Here is an 18008-nt window from a genome sequence, read left to right as displayed (position 1 = left end):
TCCTCCCGGCGCGCTCTTGGCCGGGATCCACACCCTCCGCGCATCACGGTTTCGTGGATTCCGGCCACAAGCATGCCGGAATGACGGGGGAAGGTCGCCGCCTCGACCCGAGTAGCAGTCAGTTGGTGCCCGGCGGGTAGGACTTCGCGTTCTTGTCGCGCGGGGTGCGAATGAGTCCCTCCTGCACGACGGCCGCGACCAGTTCGCCCTGCTGGTTCCAGATGCGGCCGCCGGTGAGCGCGCGCCCGAATCCGGCCGAGGGCGACTGCTGGTCGTAGAGCAGCCAGTCGTCGGCGCGGAACGGGCGCAGGAACCACATGGCGTGGTCGAGCGAGGCGTTCTGGGTCGGCTCGTCCGGATGCGGCACCTTCGAGGATCCGAGCAGCGTCATATCGCTCATGTAGGCGAGGGTGCAGACGTGGAACAGCGGATCGTCGGGCAGCGGGTGCCGGTAGCGGAACCACACCTGCTGCTGTGCGGCCAGGCCGTCGCGGCGGTCCACCTGCTCCTGCGGAATGGTGCGGATATCCCAGTGCTCCCACTCCCGCATGGCCCACAGCCGCTCCGGGCTCATGGAGGTGCGGGCGTCCGGAAGGTCCTGCGGCACAGGCACGGTCGGCATATCGTCCTGATGCTCGGGGCCCTCGTCGCCGCGGTGGAAGGAGGCCGACATGGTGAAGATGGCCTCGCCGTTCTGCACGCCGGTCACCCGCCGCGTGCAGAACGAGCGCCCGTCGCGAATGCGATCGACCAGGTACACGGTGCGCTCCTGCGGGTTGCCCGGCCGCAGGAAGTACCCGTGCAGCGAATGCACCTGGAACTCCGGTTCCACCGTGCGCACCGCCGACACCAGCGCCTGCCCGGCGACCTGCCCGCCGAATGTGCGCGGCAGCTGCGTCTTGGTCGACGCACCCCGGAAGATGTCACGCTCGAGCCGCTCGATCTCCAGCGCCTCTTCGATCGTCGCCATGCACCCGTTCCCTTCCGAATCGTCGGCTCAGGTTAACAGCCGTTCACTGAACCCACCCGCAGGACCTGCCACAACACCATCCGCCGCCAGGCGCGCCCATCGATCATGATGGACCCGTGCCCGCCTTCGCCGCCATCACCCCCGACGCTTTGATCGATCTGCTCACGCAGCGCGCCGCCGACCTGCCGGGCCACGCGGTGATCGCCGTCGACGGCGCCGACGCCGCCGATCCCGTCTCCGTCGCCCGCGCGGTCGCCGACCGACTGCGCGCCGCGGGCCGTCCCGCCGACGTCGTCGCCCTGCACGATTTCGTCCGCCCCGCCTCCCTGCGCTACGAGCACGGCCACGCCGACGAACTGTCCTATCGCACGCTGTGGTTCGACTACGCCGCCCTGGATCGCGAAGTCCTGCAAGCGCTTCGCGAACACGACCGCTGGCTCCCGGCGCTGTGGAACGAACGCACCGACCGCTCCGCCCGCGCGCGCCGCCGCCCCGCCGCCGCGGGAACGGTTCTCCTCGTCGCCGGGCCCATGCTGCTGGGCCGCGGCCTCGCCTTCGACCTCACCGTCGGCCTGCGCATGTCCGACGCAGCGCTGCGGCGCGGAACCGACCCGGACGAGCACTTCACCCTCGCCGCGCTGCGCGAGCACCATGCACATGCCGGAGAACCCGATCTGACGGTCGCCTGGGACCACCCGGACCGCCCCGCCGTACGAGTCGGCTAGGCGATTCGGCGAGGTCGGCCGCCGGGCAGCGGAGAGTGCGGAGCAGCGGGCAGCGGGCAGCGGGCAGCGGGCAGCGGGCAGCGGAGAGTACAGAGCGACCGGGCACCGGAAAGTGCCGGGGTAGCAGGGCAGCTGGGCGGCGAAGAGAGCAGAGCAACCGGGCAGCGGAGTGTGGGACCGGCCGTGGCGGAGCATCGATCCCGCACCATGGGCTACTGTCGCGATCCGGATACCGCCATCGACAGGAACTCCTATGACTTCCGAGCGCCGGGCACAGCGTTCCTCCGCCTTCACCTACGCCCCGGTCGGCGTCACCGCACCCGCTGCGGTCGAGTGGCCCGCCGCGATCACCGGTTACCGCCGGTTCGAGCGGACCGTGGTCATCGGCCAGGGCGATGCCGACTGGCAGGCCGCGTCGACCGCCGTGCTCGAGTGGGGCGTCAAGCGGCGCAGCGGTTTTCGGATCACGCCCTTGACCACCGTCGGTGTTCGCGCGGTCGAGGGCGCGGAGTACCGCATCACCGCCGGATTCGGGCCGCTCACCGTGCACGAGCCGGTGCGAGTGGTCGCGGTGGTCGATACGCCGGAGCGAGCGGGCTTCTGCTACGGCACCTTGCCCGGCCATCCCGTATCCGGGGAGGAAGCGTTCATCGTGCATCGGGCTGCCGACGGCACAGTCTGGCTGACGCTGCGTTCCCATACGAGCCCCGCACCTGCCGGACTGTGGCGCACCGTGTTCCCGGTCCTGCTCCTGGCCCAACGCGTCTACCGCCGCCGCTACCTCCGCGCGCTCCGCACCCGCCGGGCCTGACATCCCGGCGCGGTCACCGCGCGGGTTCCCGGGAATCGGCCCGAGCGCCTCGGCGTGGCACTCGCCACTGCCGGCCGCCGGCACACCTTCCCGGTGAGATGATCGATCCAGTCTGCGAATTCAACAGGCGCGCATCGCAAGCCGCTGCGCGAGAACGGAGGGGCGCATGACCATCGGAATCCCGGGAGTCCGTATCGGCCACTGGTCGGACCCGGTCGCCGAAACCGGCTGCACCGTCCTCACCCTGCCGCAATGGACCATCGCCTCCTGTGAGGTCCGCGGCGGCGCCCCCGCCACCCGCGAACTCGACGCCCTCGCCCCCGACAAAACCGTAGCCACCGTCGACGCCATCCTCCTCACCGGCGGCTCCGCCTTCGGCCTGGCCGCCGCCGACGGCGTCATGCGCTACCTCGAAGAACAAGGCCGCGGCGTCCCCACCCCCGGCGGCGCGGTCCCCATCGTCCCCACCATGGCCCTCTTCGACCTGGCCGCGGGCGATCCGGCCACCCGCCCCACCGCGGCCAACGGCTACGCCGCCGCCCTGGCCACCACCGGCGAGCAAATCCTGCACGGCCGCATAGGCGCCGGCTCCGGCGCCTACACCTCCCACTGGCGCGGCCCCGACCTCCGCCGCCCCGGCGGCATCGCCTACGCCGAACGCCGCCTCGACGACGTCATCGTCGGCGCCCTCTGCGTAGTCAACGCCTTCGGCGACATAGACCCCGGCACCTCCGACATCTCCCTGGACGCCGTAGCCCAACTGAACCGCCCCTTCGACTTCGCAAACCCCCGCGCCCACACCACGATCGGCGCCATCCTCACCAACGCCCGCCTCGACAAAACCGCCTGCCACATAGTCGCCCAAGGCGCCCACGACGGCCTCTCCCGCGCCCTCACCCCACCCCACACCCGCTTCGACGGCGACGGCTTCATCGCCGCCGCGACAGGCCAAGTCGAATCCAACGTCGACGTCGTCCGGCTGATGGCCCTCGCCACGGTCACCGAGGCCATCCGTTCATTGGCGACCTGACCCGAGCGCCTAGTACACCCGAGTGACAGCGGCGACGAACCGCTGCACGAACTCCTCGTGCGCCTCCACCAATAGTGGGTAGTCCACGGCGAATCCGGACCAATCCACCCTTCGGCCGAAATCCGCCAGTGTTTCCGGGTCATAGGAGCCCGGCGGACTCCAGTCGTAGACGAGGCCGCCCAGCCTCGTCATCGCCTCGAACAGCCCGCCGGGGTGCTCACCGTGTTCCGCGAGCAGGACCGCGTCGAAAAGATCCTTGCCCTGCGCGAGGTTTCCGCTGGAGACGTCCTCGTCGAGCCACATCAGTTTCCACGCCAGGCTTGCCGTCTCGGTGGCCGCGGCCATGACGACAGGCGGCCCCGGACGCCCCAATCGGGGCATTCGAATCTCCCGCGCGGGTTCCGGGAGCTCCTCGCCGAACGCGAAATCCACCCGCACGGTCCCACGGCCGCGGCGCGGACAGTCCCACGCCAAGGTCAGGCGGCGGCCCGCCGTACCACGGTACGGCCACACCGGCTCGATCTCGGCGATATCCGACTCCGCCAGAATTCGTACCGAGTCGTCGAGTAGCGCCAGTCCAGCAGCACGCGAGGCGATTTCGTCGAGCATCCGGTCCACCGCACTCTGGTCGGCGCGCAGCCGCCGTGGAGTCACCACGAAGTCCAGATCGGCAGGCTCGCGCGCCCAGGCGCCGAACCGGGCGGCGAGCAGGGCGCTACCGCGCAGCACCAGGTTGTTCGACCAGGTGGAGGCGACCGCCGCGGCGAGGACGCAGTCCATCGCCTCTCGCCGCGCCGCGACCCAGGCTTCGGCGCGCGCCGGGTCGTAGAAGTACGGGCGTTCCGTCGGGCGACGCCGGTGTGCGGACTGCCGGGCGAGCGGGTCGTAAACGACTCGATCCCACGGTGATCCGGTCATGTCAAGGCTCGGCGGAGGCGGTGCGCGAGTTCCTCCTCGCGGCCGGCCAGTTGAGGGAAGTCCCGGATACAGGCGGTCCAGTCGACTTCGGCGGTGACGTAGGCGACCAGCTCGTCGTATCCGCCGTAGCGGCGGTAGTCGGCGTCCTGATTCATGGTTCGATCCAGGATTTCGCTCGGGAGGTGGCAGTGCTCGGCGAGGAGGACGGCGTCGTAGAGGTCCTTGCCGCGCGGGTATTCGTCGCTCCACAGCCACAGGAGTTTCCAAGCCAGGGACATTTCGGGGGTGGCGGCGTTCAGGACGGCGGAAGTGTGCGGGCGGGCCATGTGGGGAATCTCGGTGAGGGTGGGTGGTTGGACCAGGGGCTGGCCGAAGACGAAGTCGATCTGTATCGAGCCCGAGGGGATCGCCGGATCGAGAGCCGTCCAGGGGAGCAGGAGGCGGCGGCCGGGGACGGTGCCGTAGGTCCAGATGTCGTCGGTGGTGGCGCTCTCGGCGTGGAAGCGAACGGTGCTGTCGGCGGCCCGGGAGGTGGTCTCGGCTTGTTCGGCGATCTCGGTGAACATGTCCTCGACTCGTTCGTCGCCGAGTTGCCAGTCCTGGGGCACGACAACGAAGTCCACGTCGCCGGGTTCGCGGGCGGCCGCGCCGAACCAGGCGCGCAGCAGGATGCTGCCGCGCAGCACCAGGTGCGGAACCCAGCGGGTGGTCGCGACGGCGTCCAGCACCCGGTCCAGGGCGTCGCGGCGGGCCGCGTACCATGCCGCGCCTGTTGCGGAGTCGGCGAAATGCGGTTCGGTCAGCCGCATTCCATTGATGTAGTGGGTCAAGGCGATGTCGTGATACAGCTGTTGGGTCACACCGTCACCGACGACAGGGGCCAGGGTGCGGGGCAGGTGCCGGTCCGCGCGTGTGGCGTCCGACAGGGGAGCGTTCGGCGCGGGGTATTCCTTCGCGTAGTGGGAGCGCTGGAAGTTCTCCCAGGAACCGGCGGTCATGACCTCACTCCTTCGGCGATCCAGCCGTCGTCGATCGACTCGTCACTGTCGTGGACGACGAATTCGCGTTCGGCGGACAGGATTTCGTAAGCATCGGCGCGCAGGGCCGACATCAGGGTTTCCAGGTGTGCCGCCGCGGTGGCGTCGCCGACCCGGCGGCAGCGCTGGGTGACGAAGCGTTCGGCGTGGCCGTCGGGGCGGGTGCGGCGGGCATTGGCGGACAGGTGCGCGGAGTGGGTCACGGCGAGCGCGGTCAGCGCGGCGATATCGGTGGCCGGGGAAAGCAGGAGCTTCACATGGTGTTCGAAGTAGTAGCGGGCGCCAAGGGCTTCGGCATCGGATAGCGGGACGCCCTCGGCCCACGGGGTCGCTTCGATCTTGGTGCGCACCACCGGGAATCCGTCGCCGGACAAGCGAGCCGCGAGCTGTTCGACCGCATCGCGAACCGTCTCGAACGATCCGGAGTGCCGCACGGTGATCATCGGCTGCTGGGCTACCCGACCTCGATCCAGCACGATGTGGACGAACTTCAGATCGTGGGCGGCGGCATAGTTTTCGAAGGCGTCGATCCGGGCAGCGGTGTCACCGCGGACGGTGAGGTGCGCCTCGAAATCGCCGTGGAAAGACGGTGGTGCGGTGGTCGTCACCAGGACCATGTTTCCAAACCATGGGCTCGGCGTCGCCCGGATTTTCGCGTGCGGGCTGCTCGCTCGGCCCATCGGGTCGGTGTGCTATCACACCTTCGCACAAGGGATTACGACACATTCGGCAAGATTCGGAGGCTGCGGTGGGTACAACGGAGTGGTGACCGCTACCAAGATCTGGGCTTTGTTCGCGTGTGTCGTCGCCGCCTCCCTTGTCCTGGTTCAGCCTGCTGCGGCTGCTCCGAGCGGGGCGCGCGTGGTTGGGGAAAGACCTATCGATGAACGTATTTCGCAGGTTGATGTGTACTCGCCGGCGATGGATCGGGTGGTGTCCAATCGGGTGATCCGGGCTGCCGGGGGTGGGGCTGCGCCTACGTTGTATCTGCTTACCGGGGCTGGTGGTGGGGAGGATGGGATTTCGTGGTGGGATGACACCGATATCCGGGAGTTCTTCGCGGACAAGAATGTCAATGTGGTGTTGCCGACGGGAGGGGCGTTCAGTCTCTATACCGATTGGGTTGCTGATGATCCGATCATGGGGAGGAATCGGTGGCAGACGTATCTCACGACGGAGTTGCCGGGGGTGATCGATGAGCGGTTCGGGACCACGGGGCGCAATGCTGTCGCGGGCGTTTCGATGAGTGGGGGGTCGGCGATCGATCTGGCTGTGCAGGCGGGTGAGAAGTACAGTGCGGTCGCGTCGTACAGCGGGTGTCCGTGGACTTCGGATTCGGCGGGGGTGGCGATGGCCAGTGCGGTGGTGCTGCGCGGGGGTGGGAATCCGGGGAATATGTGGGGCGCGCCGGGAGGGGAGGTGTGGCGGTCGCATGATCCGGTCCTGAGCGCGGAGCGGTTGCGCGGCAAGGTGATTTATCTGTCGTCGGCGTCGGGGATTCCGGGGGCGATCGATCAGGGTGGGTTGCCGTCACCGGTGATCGAGGCGATCGCGGCCTCGTGCACGGGGAATTTCGCGGCGCGCTTGTCGCAGCTGGGGATGTCTCCGGTGTATGTCAACAGGCCGGTTGGCTCGCATACGTGGGGGCAATTCCAAACCGATCTTCATGATTCGTGGCCGCATCTGGCGCGAGCTATCGGGGCCTGAGCGCTCGGGCCGATTCGAGGCCGGCACGCCAGCGTTCGGCGGAGCGGATGATGTCGTTGCCCACTTGTTCGAGGAATTCGGCGGCTGCCGCCAGGCGGGCGCCGGCGGGGGTGTCGGGGCCGAAGGTGTTCGCGGCGCGTTGTGCGGTGGCGGCGAGGCGCTGGTTGGCGCGGGCGCTGGCCAGCACGGTGCGCATGCCCGCGTCATCGTCGATGACGTAGCGCTGGCGTCTGCTGTCGGGGTCACGGCCACCTCGCCTCCTTCGGCGTCGTCAAGGTCATGCCCGATGGCGCCCTGGCCCCGAAGCGCGCCTTCCACACCCTCGCCGACATCTGCCGCCCGACCACCCCCGCCTCGGCCGCAGCGATCTGACAACCCGGGCGACAGCGCAGCTCAGACCGGGAATTGGGTGACACGGGTGTTCTGGAAGCTGGTGAACAGCCAGGTTCCCTTGGTGCGCACCGCGACCCGCGTCTGAATGGACTGCTCATCGGGCCCGGCCGGATCGTCCGGGCGACTGGGCCGGACCCCCTGGGTGATCATGATCGCCGTATCGGGCGCGGGGAAGCGGATTTTCAGTGTGCCGGGGTCGGACATCCGGGTCCCCTTCATGAAACCGTCGAAGCCCTTCTGCATCTCCGTGGTCATTTCGGCCCGGCCGTGGATGAATTCGCCGATCACCGAGACGAAGTCGGCGTCCTCGGTGAAGGTGGCGGCGAAGGCCGCACCGTCACCGGCCGCCCAGGCATCGGCCTGGGCGCGCAGCAGGGCGAGCAGGGCGGTTTCGTCGTGCTGGTTCGTGGTCATGGGATCGACCGTGCCAGCCGCGTGGTCATGGTCTCAATGACCTCGGAGGTCATGGAGGGGTTCACCGCGGGTGGATAGGCTGGGCAGGTGACGGGTCAGGGGTCTGCGGTGGGCGTGTTGTTGCGGGAGTGGCGGCAGCGGCGGCGGTTGAGCCAGCTGGATCTGGCGTTGGCGGCCGATAGTTCGGCGCGGCATGTGTCCTGTATCGAGACCGGGAAGGCGCAGCCCAGTCGCGCCATGGTGCTGCGGCTCAGCGATGTGCTGGATGTGCCGCTGCGCGAACGCAATACGCTGCTGATGGCGGGCGGGTTCGCGCCGGAGTATCGGGAGAGCAGTCTCGACGACGCCGAAATGGCCGCGGCGCGAACGGCCTTGGAGACCATGCTGGCCACGCACGAGCCGTATCCGGCGGTGGCGGTGGACCGGTATTGGAATGTGGTCACCACCAATCGCGCGATGGGGCTGTTCGAGGGCGCGGTGCCCGAGCCGATCGCGGATCGGACGCCGAACATGTACCGGCTCGCCCTGTACCCGGAAAGCCCTTCCGCCCCTTCTCATCTGGTCAACTACCGGCAGGTGCGGGAGAACCTGCTGGATCGCCTGCTCCGGCAGGTCAAGGCCACCGGTGATCCGGTGCTGCGCGAGTTGTACGACGAGGTGTCCGGGTATCCGTACCCGCCCGAGCTGGAGGAGGACGACGAGGAGATCGCGGGACCGTTCGCGGTGCCGCTGCGCATCCGCACTCCGCTGGGCGAGCTGAGATTGTTCAGCACCATGGTGGCGTTCGGCGCGCCCGCCGATGTCACCTTGTCCGAGCTGGCGATCGAATTGTTCTATCCCCTGGATGATTTCACCGCGAACGCATTGCGCGTCCTCGCCGGCGAAGCGGCCCCCGACGGGGCCCCCGCACCGCGCTGACCCTCACTCGCGGCGGCGCTTGGCCCGGAAGGTCTCGGTGGGAAAGTCGTCGGGATCGAATCGGGGGTGCGCGCCGCGGCCGCCCGTGCTCGGCCAGTACCGGCTGGCGTACTGCCCGCGGATGCGGCTGAGATCCGGCTCGTCCACATCGGTGATGCCCACCTGCAGCAGCATGAGCAGGGTGACCATGCTGACCGCGATGATGAGCGGGGTCAGCAATTGCGCCGGCTGCGCCCCCGACGGCATGTGCATGTGCTCGGCCACATGGGCGCGCATGGAGAACATCCCCGTGTAGTGCATGCCGCACACCGCGATTCCCATGATCAGCGCCGCGCCCACGGTCGCCACGATCCCCTGCACGTGCAGCGCGAACCACAGCGCCGCCGTCGCCGCCACCACCGCGATCAGCAGCGACAGCAATACGATCCACGAGTCGTACCGCACCGCCGCATCGGTTTTCATGGCGTACATGCCCGAGTAGTGCATGGCCCCCACGCCCAGCCCGGTGACGGTCCCGCCCACCAGCAGCGCGAATCCCTCACCGCCGTGCCGGTGCACCACGATCGACAGCCCCATCCACACCACGCCCATGGCAATGAGCGCGCTGGCCACCGTGATCGGCACGTTGTATCGAATATGGGCTTCGCGCACCGAAAACCCCAGCATCGCAATGAAATGCATGACCCAGATCCCGGTGCCGCCCAGGGCCACCGCCCCGATGGCCACCCATCCCCCGTGCCCGTGCTGATTGCGCGCCCGCACCATGCAGCGCAAGGCCAGCAACGACCCGGTGACGGACATGAGATAGGCCAGCAGCGGATTCAGCCAGCCATAGGTGAATTGGTCGATTTCCAGCATGCGGACTCCTTGCCAGAAGCTCTGAGGTCGACTGTTCACCGGTGATAGCGCCGAAGACTAACCACAAAACTCCAGGTAGTAAATTTGCCGCAGCACAATCCTGGAAAAGATTTCGAGTTTGCTGAGTCCTATGCGCGCAGGTAGCGGGACTGCGCGCGGCCGCGCCGCCACCCGCGATTCCCCGTCTAGCTCCCTGGACGTCCCGCTCCCGGCCCGCAACTTCTGGGCGGCCCCCGAAACCTGCTGCGGCACAGGACGGCCCGGGCGGTCCCGCTCAGTCGCCGATCGGCACACCGGCTCGGATGACCGTGCGCGCACCCTTCCAGAGCACGGCCGGGTCGGCGAACGGATCACCGTCGACGATGAGCAGGTCCGCGGCACACCCGGGGCGGACGCGGCCGAGGTCGGGGCGGCCGAGCAGATCGGCGTTCACCGAGGTCATCGATTGCAGGGCGAGGAAGGGGCCGTCGATCTCGACCTGGAGCCGGATGCCTTGCAGCTGTTCGTCTTCCAGCGCGCCCATCAGGTCGGTGCCGAAGCCGACGCGCACCCCGGCGGCACGCGCCAAGGCCACCGCCGCGGCGCCGGCATCGAGGACTTCGAGGTTCTTCTCCGCCGACACCGGCGCGAGGCCGACCTCTTTGCCGCGGCGCGCCATGGCGTCGTAGGTGGCCAGGGTCGGCACCAGGAACGCGCCGTGTTCGGCCATCAGGGCGGCGGTTTCGGCATCCAGGAGATTGCCGTGCTCGATCGAGCGCACGCCATTGCGGACCGAGTGACGGATCGCCTCGGGCGAATAGGCGTGAGCGGCAACATAACTGCCGCGACGGGCGGCTTCGTCGGCGGCGACGCGGATTTCCTCGGCCGAATACTGCGGTATCCGAATCGGATCGGTCAGCGACATGACGCCGCCGGAGGTCATCATCTTGATCGCGTGCGCGCCGCGGCGGAACCGGTCGCGCACGGCCAGGCGCACCGCGTCGACGCCGTCGACCACCTCGGTCATATTCGAGTGGCATCCGCACACGTCCATGTCGACGCCGCGCGGATCACCGTGTCCGCCGGTCTGGCTCAGCGCCGCCCCGGTGTAGAGGTAGCGCGGCGCCTCGATGAGGCCTTCGCTGATGGCGCGTGCCAGCCCGGCATCGCCGCCCGCCACGTCCCGCACGGTCGTGAACCCGCGATGCAGCGCCGCGCGCAGCCGGCGCGCCCCCAGCAGGGCGACGTAGCTCAGCGGGCTGCTCTCGATGCCGAGCAGGTCCAGGGAGGTGCCGTAGGCGTGGCAGTGGGCGTCGATCAATCCGGGCAGGACCGTCCGGCCGCGTGCGTCGATCACCCGCTCGGCGTCGAAATCGCCGCCGACGGCGACGATCCGGCCGTCCTCGAGGTGCACCGGCCCCTCGACCAGCTCCGCCGACTCACCATCGAAGACCGCGGCGTTGACAATCGACAGGCTCACTGCGTACTCCCGAATCGGCGTGTGGGCGGACAAGATCCGTTTCGAAACTAGCAGTCGCGGCTATCGCTCAGTGACCGATCGGTCTGTCTGCGGCGCGGCGGTCGTAGCGGGTCCGGGCGCGATCATGGGCGGCCCGCAAGAGCTCTCGCAGTGGCTCGGCGGTGTTCGCACCGGGTTCGACCACGGCCAGCCAGGCGACTCCGCCGTAGACCGGGTGCGCCACCAGGGTGTCCGGCAGGCTCGGATCGGCGCCGCGGTCGGCGGTTTCGCGCGGGGTGTGGCCGGTCCAGCGGGTGAAGGCGTCCCTGCCCGCGTTCACGTTGACGCGGAAGGCGCCGGGACGGTCCAGGCGGGAGGCGGTGTCGTCCGGGTAGTCCTTGGTGACGATGGTCGCGAACGGCTGAGTGGACGGGACCCGGCCGTCCGGGGCGTAGTAGAAGAAGCGATCACCCCAGGCGATCTCGGGGGTGCCGTCGCCCGGACCCGGCTTCAGGGTCAGCACTCCGCCCAGGGCTTCGATGAACTCGGTGATGTCGTCGACTGTCATGTGTTCCAGCGTTACATTGAAGTGCTTGTGGAGAGTTTCACGCGGCAATCGGGAGATACAGGGGTGAAAAGTCTCGACTCGCATCGACTGCGCACCGCCGAGGTGGCCCGCCGGGCGGGCTACTCCGTCCAGCAGATCCGCAATCTCGAGCGGGACGGCGTGCTCCCGCCGGCCGGGCGCACGCCCAGCGGATATCGCATGTACGGGGAGGTCCATGTGCGGGCCGCTCGGGCGTACCGCGTGCTGGCGGCGGGAGTCGGGCCGGTCGAGGCCAAACGCATCGTGCGCACGGCCCGCACCGAACCCCCGCCGATACTGCTGGCGTTGCTGGACGCGGCGCACGCGCGGCTCGACCGGGAGCGCCGAGACCTCGAATCCGCCCGCGCCGCCGTCGAATCGATCTCGGCGGAACCGATCGCCGATGTCCGGCGGTCGGATTCGATGACCATCGCCGAGCTGGCCACCGCCCTGGGCGTCCGCACCTCCACGCTGCGGCATTGGGACGCAACCGGACTCGTCACTCCCGCGCGCACCGCTCCGCGCGCACCGCGCGTCTATGCCCCCGCCGATGTCCGGGATGCCCGGGTGGTCCATCAGCTCCGGCTCGCGGGCTACGGGATCACCACGCTGCAGACCCTCCTGCCCCATCTGCGCGACGCCCGCCGCTGGGCCGATGTCCACGCCGCGCTGGACACCCGGCGAACCGCCATCGAAACCCGGTCCCGGGCACTGTTCGAAGCCTCCGCGGAGCTCGTGCCCCTGCTCGGGCCCCTTCAGCGAACGCCGGTCAGCTTGTCCGGATTGGTCACCGAGTAGATGCCGCGGACGGTGTTGTCGGGAGTCACCACCGCGACCACCGGCATCGCGGAGGTCTGGCGCGCCGGCGTCCGCCAGGCCAACGTGTGAAACGACAGCGACCGGGAACTGGTGGCGGAGCCTTCTCGGCGTTTGCCGCCACCAGTTCCCGGTCGGCGATGTTTCGGATCTGGTTACCAGCCGCGCTCGGCGAGGCGGTGGGGCTGGGGGATCTCGTCGACGTTGATGCCGACCATGGCTTCGCCGAGGCCGCGGGAGACCTTGGCCAGGACGTCCGGGTCGTCGTAGAAGGTGGTGGCCTTGACGATGGCGGCGGCGCGCTGGGCCGGGTTGCCGGACTTGAAGATGCCGGAGCCGACGAAGACGCCCTCGGCGCCGAGCTGCATCATCATGGCGGCGTCGGCGGGGGTGGCGATGCCGCCGGCGGTGAAGAGGACGACGGGGAGCTTGCCGGTTTCGGCGACCTCGCGGACCAGCTCGTAGGGGGCCTGGAGTTCCTTGGCGGCGACGTAGAGCTCGTCCTCGGGGAGGGAGGACAGGCGGCGCAGTTCATCGCGGATCTTGCGCATGTGGGTGGTGGCATTGGAGACGTCGCCGGTGCCGGCCTCGCCCTTGGAGCGGATCATGGCCGCGCCCTCGGTGATGCGGCGCAGGGCCTCGCCCAGGTTGGTGGCGCCACAGACGAAGGGGACGGTGAAGTTCCACTTGTCGATGTGGTTGGCGTAGTCGGCGGGGGTGAGGACCTCGGACTCGTCGATGTAGTCGACGCCCAGCGACTGCAGGATCTGCGCCTCGACGAAGTGGCCGATGCGGGCCTTGGCCATGACGGGGATGGAGACGGCGCTGATGATGCCGTCGATCATGTCCGGATCCGACATGCGGGACACGCCGCCCTGGGCGCGGATGTCGGCGGGCACCCGCTCGAGGGCCATGACGGCGACGGCGCCGGCGTCCTCGGCGATCTTGGCCTGCTCCGGCGTGACGACATCCATGATCACACCGCCCTTCAGCATCTCGGCCATACCGCGCTTCACGCGGGCGGTGCCGATGGTCGGGGTGGACTCGGGCGTAGTCACGGCAAACTCCTGTGTCATCTGGGCCAATCGGATCGCTCGGAATCGAACAACCCGATTCTAGGCGTCCACATCAGGCCACTTCATAGCCAGTCGGACACGACTGGACTGCTACCACGGGCCGAGTAGGACTGCTGCCACCGGCAGAGTAGCCCGCATCACACTGGCCGCTCGGGAGCGCCGGGTGGGACGGCTACTCTGCCGCTACGGCTGACCGGCCGCGCCGGTGGCGAGCTGCGGACCAGGGAAGATACCGTTCAGATATGGATTCCGGAGAGGAGATCTCGGTGAGCGGCAGTGCCGAGGCCGCCGACGCGCCGGATCCGGTGCGCCGCGGATATCCGGACGCGTATTCGGTGTGGCTGGGTCCGGCGCACCCGCAACCGCGGCGGCGCGGGCCGCGCATCTCCACGCTGATCATGCTGGCGGTCTGGGCCGGGGCGTGGGCGGCCTACATCTGGTTGCCGGGCGGCTAGCCCGAGTTCGGGTCACGAGTCGCACCGCCGTCGAACCCGCGGCGAACGCGCCGCGTAGCTCCGCGGTATGACGATCACCGAATCCGTAACTCCCACCACCGACTGGGTCGCCGCGGCCACCGCCGTCGGGACCGCTCTGGCCGAGGGTGTCGCCGAGCGCGACGGCAGCGGCGAACTCTCGCTCGCGGCCTACGATCTGCTCCGCTCGTCCGGGCTCAGCCGGGCGCTGGTGCCGGCCGAGGCGGGCGGCGGCGGGGCCACCCATCGCGAAATGGGCGATGCGCTCAGGGAATTGGGTCGTCACGACCCGTCCACCGCGGTGGCGTTCGCCATGCACACGCATCTGGTGGCCCTGCAGGTGTGGCGGCATCGGCACGGCATGGACGCGAGCGCGGTGTTCGAGAAGGTGGTCGCCGGAGCGATTCTGGCCAGCACCGGGGCCTCGGACTGGGTGGAGTCCAATGGCAGCGCGGTCAAGGTCGACGGCGGCTACCGGGTGAGCGCCCGCAAGGCCCCGGCGAGCGGCTGCGAGGCCGGAACCGTCGCGGTGACCAGCATCCGCTGGGACGACGCACCGGACGGGCCGCAGGTACTGCACTGCGCGATCCCCTTGAGCGCGCCCGGCGTCGGCATCGAAAAGACCTGGAACACCATCGGTTTGCGCGCGACCGGATCACATACCATCGTCTTCGACGACGTCTTCGTACCCGACGCCGCCGTCTCTCTCGTTCGCCCCGCCGACCTGTGGCCCCCGATCCTCAATTCGGTGATCGGCGCGGCCCTCCCCCTGGTCATGGCCGCCTACCTCGGAATCGCCGACCGCAGTGTCGAATTGGTCGCCCAGCTGCTGCGCGGCCGCACCGAGCCGCACATGGTGGCCCTCGCCGGCGAGATGATGAACGCCTACACCACGGCCGCCGACCTCCTCGGCGCCATGTTCACCGACGCGGACAATCTCCGCTTCCCCAATACCGACGCCCACGCCGCCCGCACCTTGAGCCGCAAAACGGTGGTGGCGGACTCCCTGGTCGCCACCGTCCGCCTGGCCATCGAAACCGTAGGCGGCGCAGGCTATTCCCGCGCCCTCCCCTTGGAGATGTGGTACCGCGACGTCCACGGCTGCCTGTTCCATCCCCTCCCCCGCGCCAAACAGACCCGCTTCACCGGCCGTGCCCTGCTCGGACACAGCCCGCTCGGCTGACCCGTCAGCGCCAGCCGACCACCAGCATGGTCGCCCAGTACTCGGCGCCCGAGGGCCCCAGATACGGCACCAGGAAGTCATACAACAGGTAGGACAAAACCACTCACCTCCACACGAGGGTTCGCCCGGTCCGGCGAACCGCCACCGACCCTAACCGAGAAGGGCGGCGGTCACATCCCGATCAAACGAACCGCGCCTTCGTCGCGACGATGGGGATGGGGCGGCGTGCTTCGGGCGACGGGATGCGCTACCGTGCGGACATGCCCATTGCCGCTCGTCTCGCCCGTGGTTGCCGGCCGCGTGGCTGCCGGGCGCCTGCGCGGCGGGTGCACGGGCGGCGGGTTCGATGGGTGATCGGGGCGGAGCCCGGTCAGGTGAATGGAATGCGATGGCTTTGCGCGCCGCGCATGGTGCGGGGTGCGTGAGGGAGGAGCTTCTCCCTTGCCCTGTTTTCTCTGATCGAGGATGACGTGTTCCGGCTGGGCCGGGGCGCTTCGTCGTGCGTCGGCGCGTTTTCGCGACACTGACCAGGTATGCGACCGGGACTGCGGTTCCGGTTAGAGGAGTGTTCCGACCATGACAAACGAGTTCTTCATTCCGGATCCCGAGGGGCGATTCCCCAGTGGTGAAGGGTATTTCGGCAGGTTCGGCGGGAAGTTCATACCGGAGGCGCTCGTCGCGGCGGTGGACGAGGTGGCCGTCGAGTACGAGAAGGCGAAGGTGGATCCCGCGTTCGGGGCCGCGTTCGATGCCTTGCTGCGCAATTACGCGGGGCGGCCGAGTGCGCTGACCGAGGTGACGAGGTTCGCTGAATATGCCGGTGGGGCAAGGGTTTTCCTCAAGCGGGAGGATTTGAACCACACCGGATCGCACAAGATCAACAATGTGCTGGGGCAGGCGTTGCTCACCAAGCGGATGGGCAAGACGAGGGTGATCGCGGAGACCGGGGCCGGATCGCACGGGGTGGCGACCGCTACCGCGTGCGCCCTGTTCGGCCTGGATTGCACCGTGTACATGGGTGAGGTCGATACACAGCGGCAGGCGCTCAATGTGGCGCGGATGAGAATGCTGGGGGCCGAGGTCGTGCCGGTGACCACCGGGTCGCGCACGCTCAAGGATGCGATCAATGAGACGTTCCGGGACTGGGTGGCCAATACCGAGACCACGCACTACATTTTCGGGACGGTGGCGGGGCCGCACCCGTTTCCGGCGATGATTCGCGATTTCCAGCGGGTCATCGGGGTGGAGGCGCGGCGGCAGCTGCTGGAGCGCACCGGGCGATTGCCCGATGCGGTGATCGCCTGCGTGGGCGGCGGATCGAACGCGATCGGCATGTTCCATCCCTTTCTCGCCGATGAGAGCGTGCGGCTGATCGGTTGTGAGGCAGCGGGATACGGAATCGAGACCGGCAGGCACGCGGCGACGCTGTCCGCGGGCGAGCCGGGGATCCTGCACGGTTCGCGCTCCTATGTGCTGCAGGACGACGAGGGGCAGATCACCGAGGCCCATTCCATTTCGGCGGGACTCGACTATCCCGGCATCGGGCCGGAACACGCCCACCTCTTCGAGACCGGGCGGGGCGAATACCGGCCGATCACCGATGATGCCGCCATGCAGGCCTTCCGGCTGCTCTCCGCCACCGAGGGCATCATCCCGGCCATCGAGAGTGCGCACGCTCTGGCAGGCGCCCTCGACGTCGGCCGGGAACTCGGCCCGGACGGCCTGATCCTGGTCAACCTGTCCGGCCGCGGCGACAAGGACATGGACACGGCCACACGCTATTTCGAGAACGAGGCCGCCGCCGCGGCCGAAGGGAGCGTTGCCGAATGAGCGGCAATATCCAGCTCTTGACCGACACCCTGGCCAAGGCGAAGCAGGAGAACCGGGCCGCGCTCATCGGATATCTTCCGGCGGGCTTCCCCACCGTGGACGGCGGCATCGCCGCCGTCGAGACCGTCCTCACCAGCGGCGCCGACATTATCGAAGTCGGCCTGCCCCACAGTGATCCGGTGCTCGACGGTCCGGTCATCCAGACCGCCGACGATATCGCCCTGCGCGGCGGCGTCCGCATCGCCGATGTCATGCGCACGGTTCGCGAGGCGTACCGATCCACCGGCAAACCCGTTCTGGTGATGACCTACTGGAATCCGGTGGACCGCTACGGAATCGAGCGCTTCGCCGCCGAGCTGGCCGACGCGGGCGGCGCCGGTTGCATCCTGCCCGACCTCCCGGTCCAGGAGTCCGAGGAGTGGCGACGCCATGCCGCCGCGCACGGACTCGCCACCGTATTCGTAGCGACGCCCAGCAGCACCACCGAGCGTCTGGACGAAATCGCCAGGGCCGGTTCCGGTTTCATCTACGCCTCGGCCCTGATGGGAGTCACCGGCACCCGCACCTCCGTCGGCGCGACGGCCGGCGAGCTGACCCGCCGCCTGCGATCCGTCACGGACCTCCCGATCTGCGTCGGCATCGGCATTTCCGACGCCGCCCAGGCCGCCGAGGTCGCGACCTTCGCCGACGGCGTCATCGTGGGCTCCGCGCTGGTCAAGGCCATGCTCGACGCCCCCGGCGCGGAGGCGGGCCGCACCGCGATCGCGGCGCTCACCGCCGATCTCGCCACCGGCGTCCGCGCCCGCGGCTAGACCGGTCCGTGCG

At 69.0% G+C, this 18008-nt stretch carries 21 protein-coding genes; 11 read left to right on the top strand and 10 right to left on the bottom strand.

Features of this window, described 5'->3' with window-relative positions; translation table 11 throughout:
* Nucleotides 1-118 precede the first annotated feature (118 nt).
* Complete coding sequence (locus ACYQ5L_RS14945; RefSeq protein ID WP_459957945.1) at nucleotides 119-970, bottom strand: acyl-CoA thioesterase; 852 nt, start codon at nucleotides 968-970, stop codon at nucleotides 119-121.
* Between the two features lie 116 nt (nucleotides 971-1086).
* Between ACYQ5L_RS14945 and ACYQ5L_RS14940 the strand changes: the two genes are divergently transcribed.
* The 3 genes from ACYQ5L_RS14940 (at nucleotide 1087) to ACYQ5L_RS14930 (ending at nucleotide 3536) form a co-directional block, all read left to right on the top strand.
* Nucleotides 1087-1695, top strand: coding sequence for a nucleoside/nucleotide kinase family protein (locus ACYQ5L_RS14940; RefSeq protein WP_459957943.1), 609 nt, complete (start codon nucleotides 1087-1089; stop codon nucleotides 1693-1695).
* 253 nt (nucleotides 1696-1948) lie between these two features.
* Nucleotides 1949-2506 carry a DUF1990 family protein gene (locus tag ACYQ5L_RS14935; RefSeq protein WP_459957942.1) on the top strand — a complete coding sequence of 186 codons (558 nt, stop codon included), beginning with the start codon at nucleotides 1949-1951 and terminating at the stop codon, nucleotides 2504-2506.
* 166 nt (nucleotides 2507-2672) lie between these two features.
* Nucleotides 2673-3536 carry a P1 family peptidase gene (locus tag ACYQ5L_RS14930; RefSeq protein ID WP_459957940.1) on the top strand — a complete coding sequence of 288 codons (864 nt, stop codon included), beginning with the start codon at nucleotides 2673-2675 and terminating at the stop codon, nucleotides 3534-3536.
* A 9-nt stretch (nucleotides 3537-3545) separates the two neighbouring features.
* On the opposite strand, the gene ACYQ5L_RS14925 is transcribed toward ACYQ5L_RS14930, so the two are convergent.
* The 3 genes from ACYQ5L_RS14925 to ACYQ5L_RS14915 are packed head-to-tail and all read right to left on the bottom strand — an operon-like array spanning nucleotide 3546 to nucleotide 6108.
* On the bottom strand, nucleotides 3546-4454 hold the full coding sequence (locus tag ACYQ5L_RS14925) for a nucleotidyl transferase AbiEii/AbiGii toxin family protein (RefSeq protein WP_459957939.1): 909 nt from the start codon (nucleotides 4452-4454) through the stop codon (nucleotides 3546-3548).
* On the bottom strand, nucleotides 4451-5452 hold the full coding sequence (locus ACYQ5L_RS14920; RefSeq protein WP_459957938.1) for a nucleotidyl transferase AbiEii/AbiGii toxin family protein: 1002 nt from the start codon (nucleotides 5450-5452) through the stop codon (nucleotides 4451-4453). The genes ACYQ5L_RS14925 and ACYQ5L_RS14920 overlap by 4 nt, the downstream gene beginning before the upstream one ends.
* Nucleotides 5449-6108: a hypothetical protein gene (locus tag ACYQ5L_RS14915; protein WP_459957937.1), complete on the bottom strand. Its 660-nt coding sequence runs from the start codon at nucleotides 6106-6108 to the stop codon at nucleotides 5449-5451. The genes ACYQ5L_RS14920 and ACYQ5L_RS14915 overlap by 4 nt, the downstream gene beginning before the upstream one ends.
* A 148-nt stretch (nucleotides 6109-6256) precedes the next feature.
* Here ACYQ5L_RS14915 and ACYQ5L_RS14910 point away from each other — a divergent pair, with 148 nt between their 5' ends.
* A complete protein-coding gene (locus ACYQ5L_RS14910; RefSeq protein ID WP_459957936.1) occupies nucleotides 6257-7198 on the top strand; it encodes an alpha/beta hydrolase in 942 nt (313 codons plus the stop codon).
* On the opposite strand, the gene ACYQ5L_RS14905 is transcribed toward ACYQ5L_RS14910, so the two are convergent.
* Together ACYQ5L_RS14905 and ACYQ5L_RS14900 are read right to left on the bottom strand one after the other, a co-directional pair.
* The gene (locus tag ACYQ5L_RS14905) at nucleotides 7185-7394 is read right to left on the bottom strand and encodes a hypothetical protein (RefSeq protein WP_459957934.1); all 210 of its coding nucleotides are present in this window, start codon (nucleotides 7392-7394) and stop codon (nucleotides 7185-7187) included. The genes ACYQ5L_RS14910 and ACYQ5L_RS14905 overlap by 14 nt on opposite strands.
* 197 nt (nucleotides 7395-7591) lie before the next feature.
* Nucleotides 7592-8005 carry an SgcJ/EcaC family oxidoreductase gene (locus tag ACYQ5L_RS14900; RefSeq protein ID WP_459957933.1) on the bottom strand — a complete coding sequence of 138 codons (414 nt, stop codon included), beginning with the start codon at nucleotides 8003-8005 and terminating at the stop codon, nucleotides 7592-7594.
* An 87-nt stretch (nucleotides 8006-8092) separates the two neighbouring features.
* On the opposite strand from ACYQ5L_RS14900, the gene ACYQ5L_RS14895 reads away from it, so the two are divergent.
* Complete coding sequence (locus ACYQ5L_RS14895; protein ID WP_459957931.1) at nucleotides 8093-8923, top strand: helix-turn-helix domain-containing protein; 831 nt, start codon at nucleotides 8093-8095, stop codon at nucleotides 8921-8923.
* 3 nt (nucleotides 8924-8926) lie between these two features.
* Here the strand turns inward: ACYQ5L_RS14895 and ACYQ5L_RS14890 are convergent, their stop codons facing one another.
* The 3 genes from ACYQ5L_RS14890 to ACYQ5L_RS14880 form a co-directional block, all read right to left on the bottom strand.
* Nucleotides 8927-9781, bottom strand: coding sequence for an MHYT domain-containing protein (locus ACYQ5L_RS14890; protein WP_459957930.1), 855 nt, complete (start codon nucleotides 9779-9781; stop codon nucleotides 8927-8929).
* A gap of 274 nt (nucleotides 9782-10055) precedes the next feature.
* A complete protein-coding gene (locus ACYQ5L_RS14885; protein WP_459957929.1) occupies nucleotides 10056-11240 on the bottom strand; it encodes a metal-dependent hydrolase family protein in 1185 nt (394 codons plus the stop codon).
* A 67-nt stretch (nucleotides 11241-11307) separates the two neighbouring features.
* Complete coding sequence (locus tag ACYQ5L_RS14880; protein ID WP_459957928.1) at nucleotides 11308-11787, bottom strand: DUF6194 family protein; 480 nt, start codon at nucleotides 11785-11787, stop codon at nucleotides 11308-11310.
* Nucleotides 11788-11850: 63 nt separating this feature from the next.
* Between ACYQ5L_RS14880 and ACYQ5L_RS14875 the strand changes: the two genes are divergently transcribed.
* Nucleotides 11851-12603: a MerR family transcriptional regulator gene (locus ACYQ5L_RS14875; protein WP_459957927.1), complete on the top strand. Its 753-nt coding sequence runs from the start codon at nucleotides 11851-11853 to the stop codon at nucleotides 12601-12603.
* Between the two features lie 173 nt (nucleotides 12604-12776).
* Here the strand turns inward: ACYQ5L_RS14875 and pdxS are convergent, their stop codons facing one another.
* Nucleotides 12777-13697, bottom strand: a complete 921-nt coding sequence (gene pdxS / locus ACYQ5L_RS14870; RefSeq protein WP_379195080.1) for a pyridoxal 5'-phosphate synthase lyase subunit PdxS — start codon at nucleotides 13695-13697, stop codon at nucleotides 12777-12779.
* Between the two features lie 242 nt (nucleotides 13698-13939).
* On the opposite strand from pdxS, the gene ACYQ5L_RS14865 reads away from it, so the two are divergent.
* From ACYQ5L_RS14865 to trpA, 5 genes are all read left to right on the top strand, one after another.
* Nucleotides 13940-14152, top strand: coding sequence for a WLR motif membrane protein (locus tag ACYQ5L_RS14865; protein WP_459957926.1), 213 nt, complete (start codon nucleotides 13940-13942; stop codon nucleotides 14150-14152).
* Nucleotides 14153-14219: 67 nt separating this feature from the next.
* Complete coding sequence (locus tag ACYQ5L_RS14860; protein ID WP_459957925.1) at nucleotides 14220-15353, top strand: acyl-CoA dehydrogenase family protein; 1134 nt, start codon at nucleotides 14220-14222, stop codon at nucleotides 15351-15353.
* Between the two features lie 209 nt (nucleotides 15354-15562).
* Nucleotides 15563-15778 carry a tryptophan biosynthesis modulator TrpM gene (gene trpM, locus ACYQ5L_RS14855; protein ID WP_459957924.1) on the top strand — a complete coding sequence of 72 codons (216 nt, stop codon included), beginning with the start codon at nucleotides 15563-15565 and terminating at the stop codon, nucleotides 15776-15778.
* 151 nt (nucleotides 15779-15929) lie between these two features.
* Entirely contained in the window at nucleotides 15930-17183 is a 1254-nt protein-coding gene (trpB, locus tag ACYQ5L_RS14850; protein WP_459957923.1) for a tryptophan synthase subunit beta, read from the top strand.
* Complete coding sequence (gene trpA / locus ACYQ5L_RS14845; RefSeq protein ID WP_459957922.1) at nucleotides 17180-17995, top strand: tryptophan synthase subunit alpha; 816 nt, start codon at nucleotides 17180-17182, stop codon at nucleotides 17993-17995. The genes trpB and trpA overlap by 4 nt, the downstream gene beginning before the upstream one ends.
* The last annotated feature ends 13 nt before the right edge of the window (nucleotides 17996-18008 follow it).

This window comes from Nocardia sp. IFM 10818 (assembly GCF_054655275.1).
This window is presented reverse-complemented; position numbering and strand designations above follow the sequence as displayed.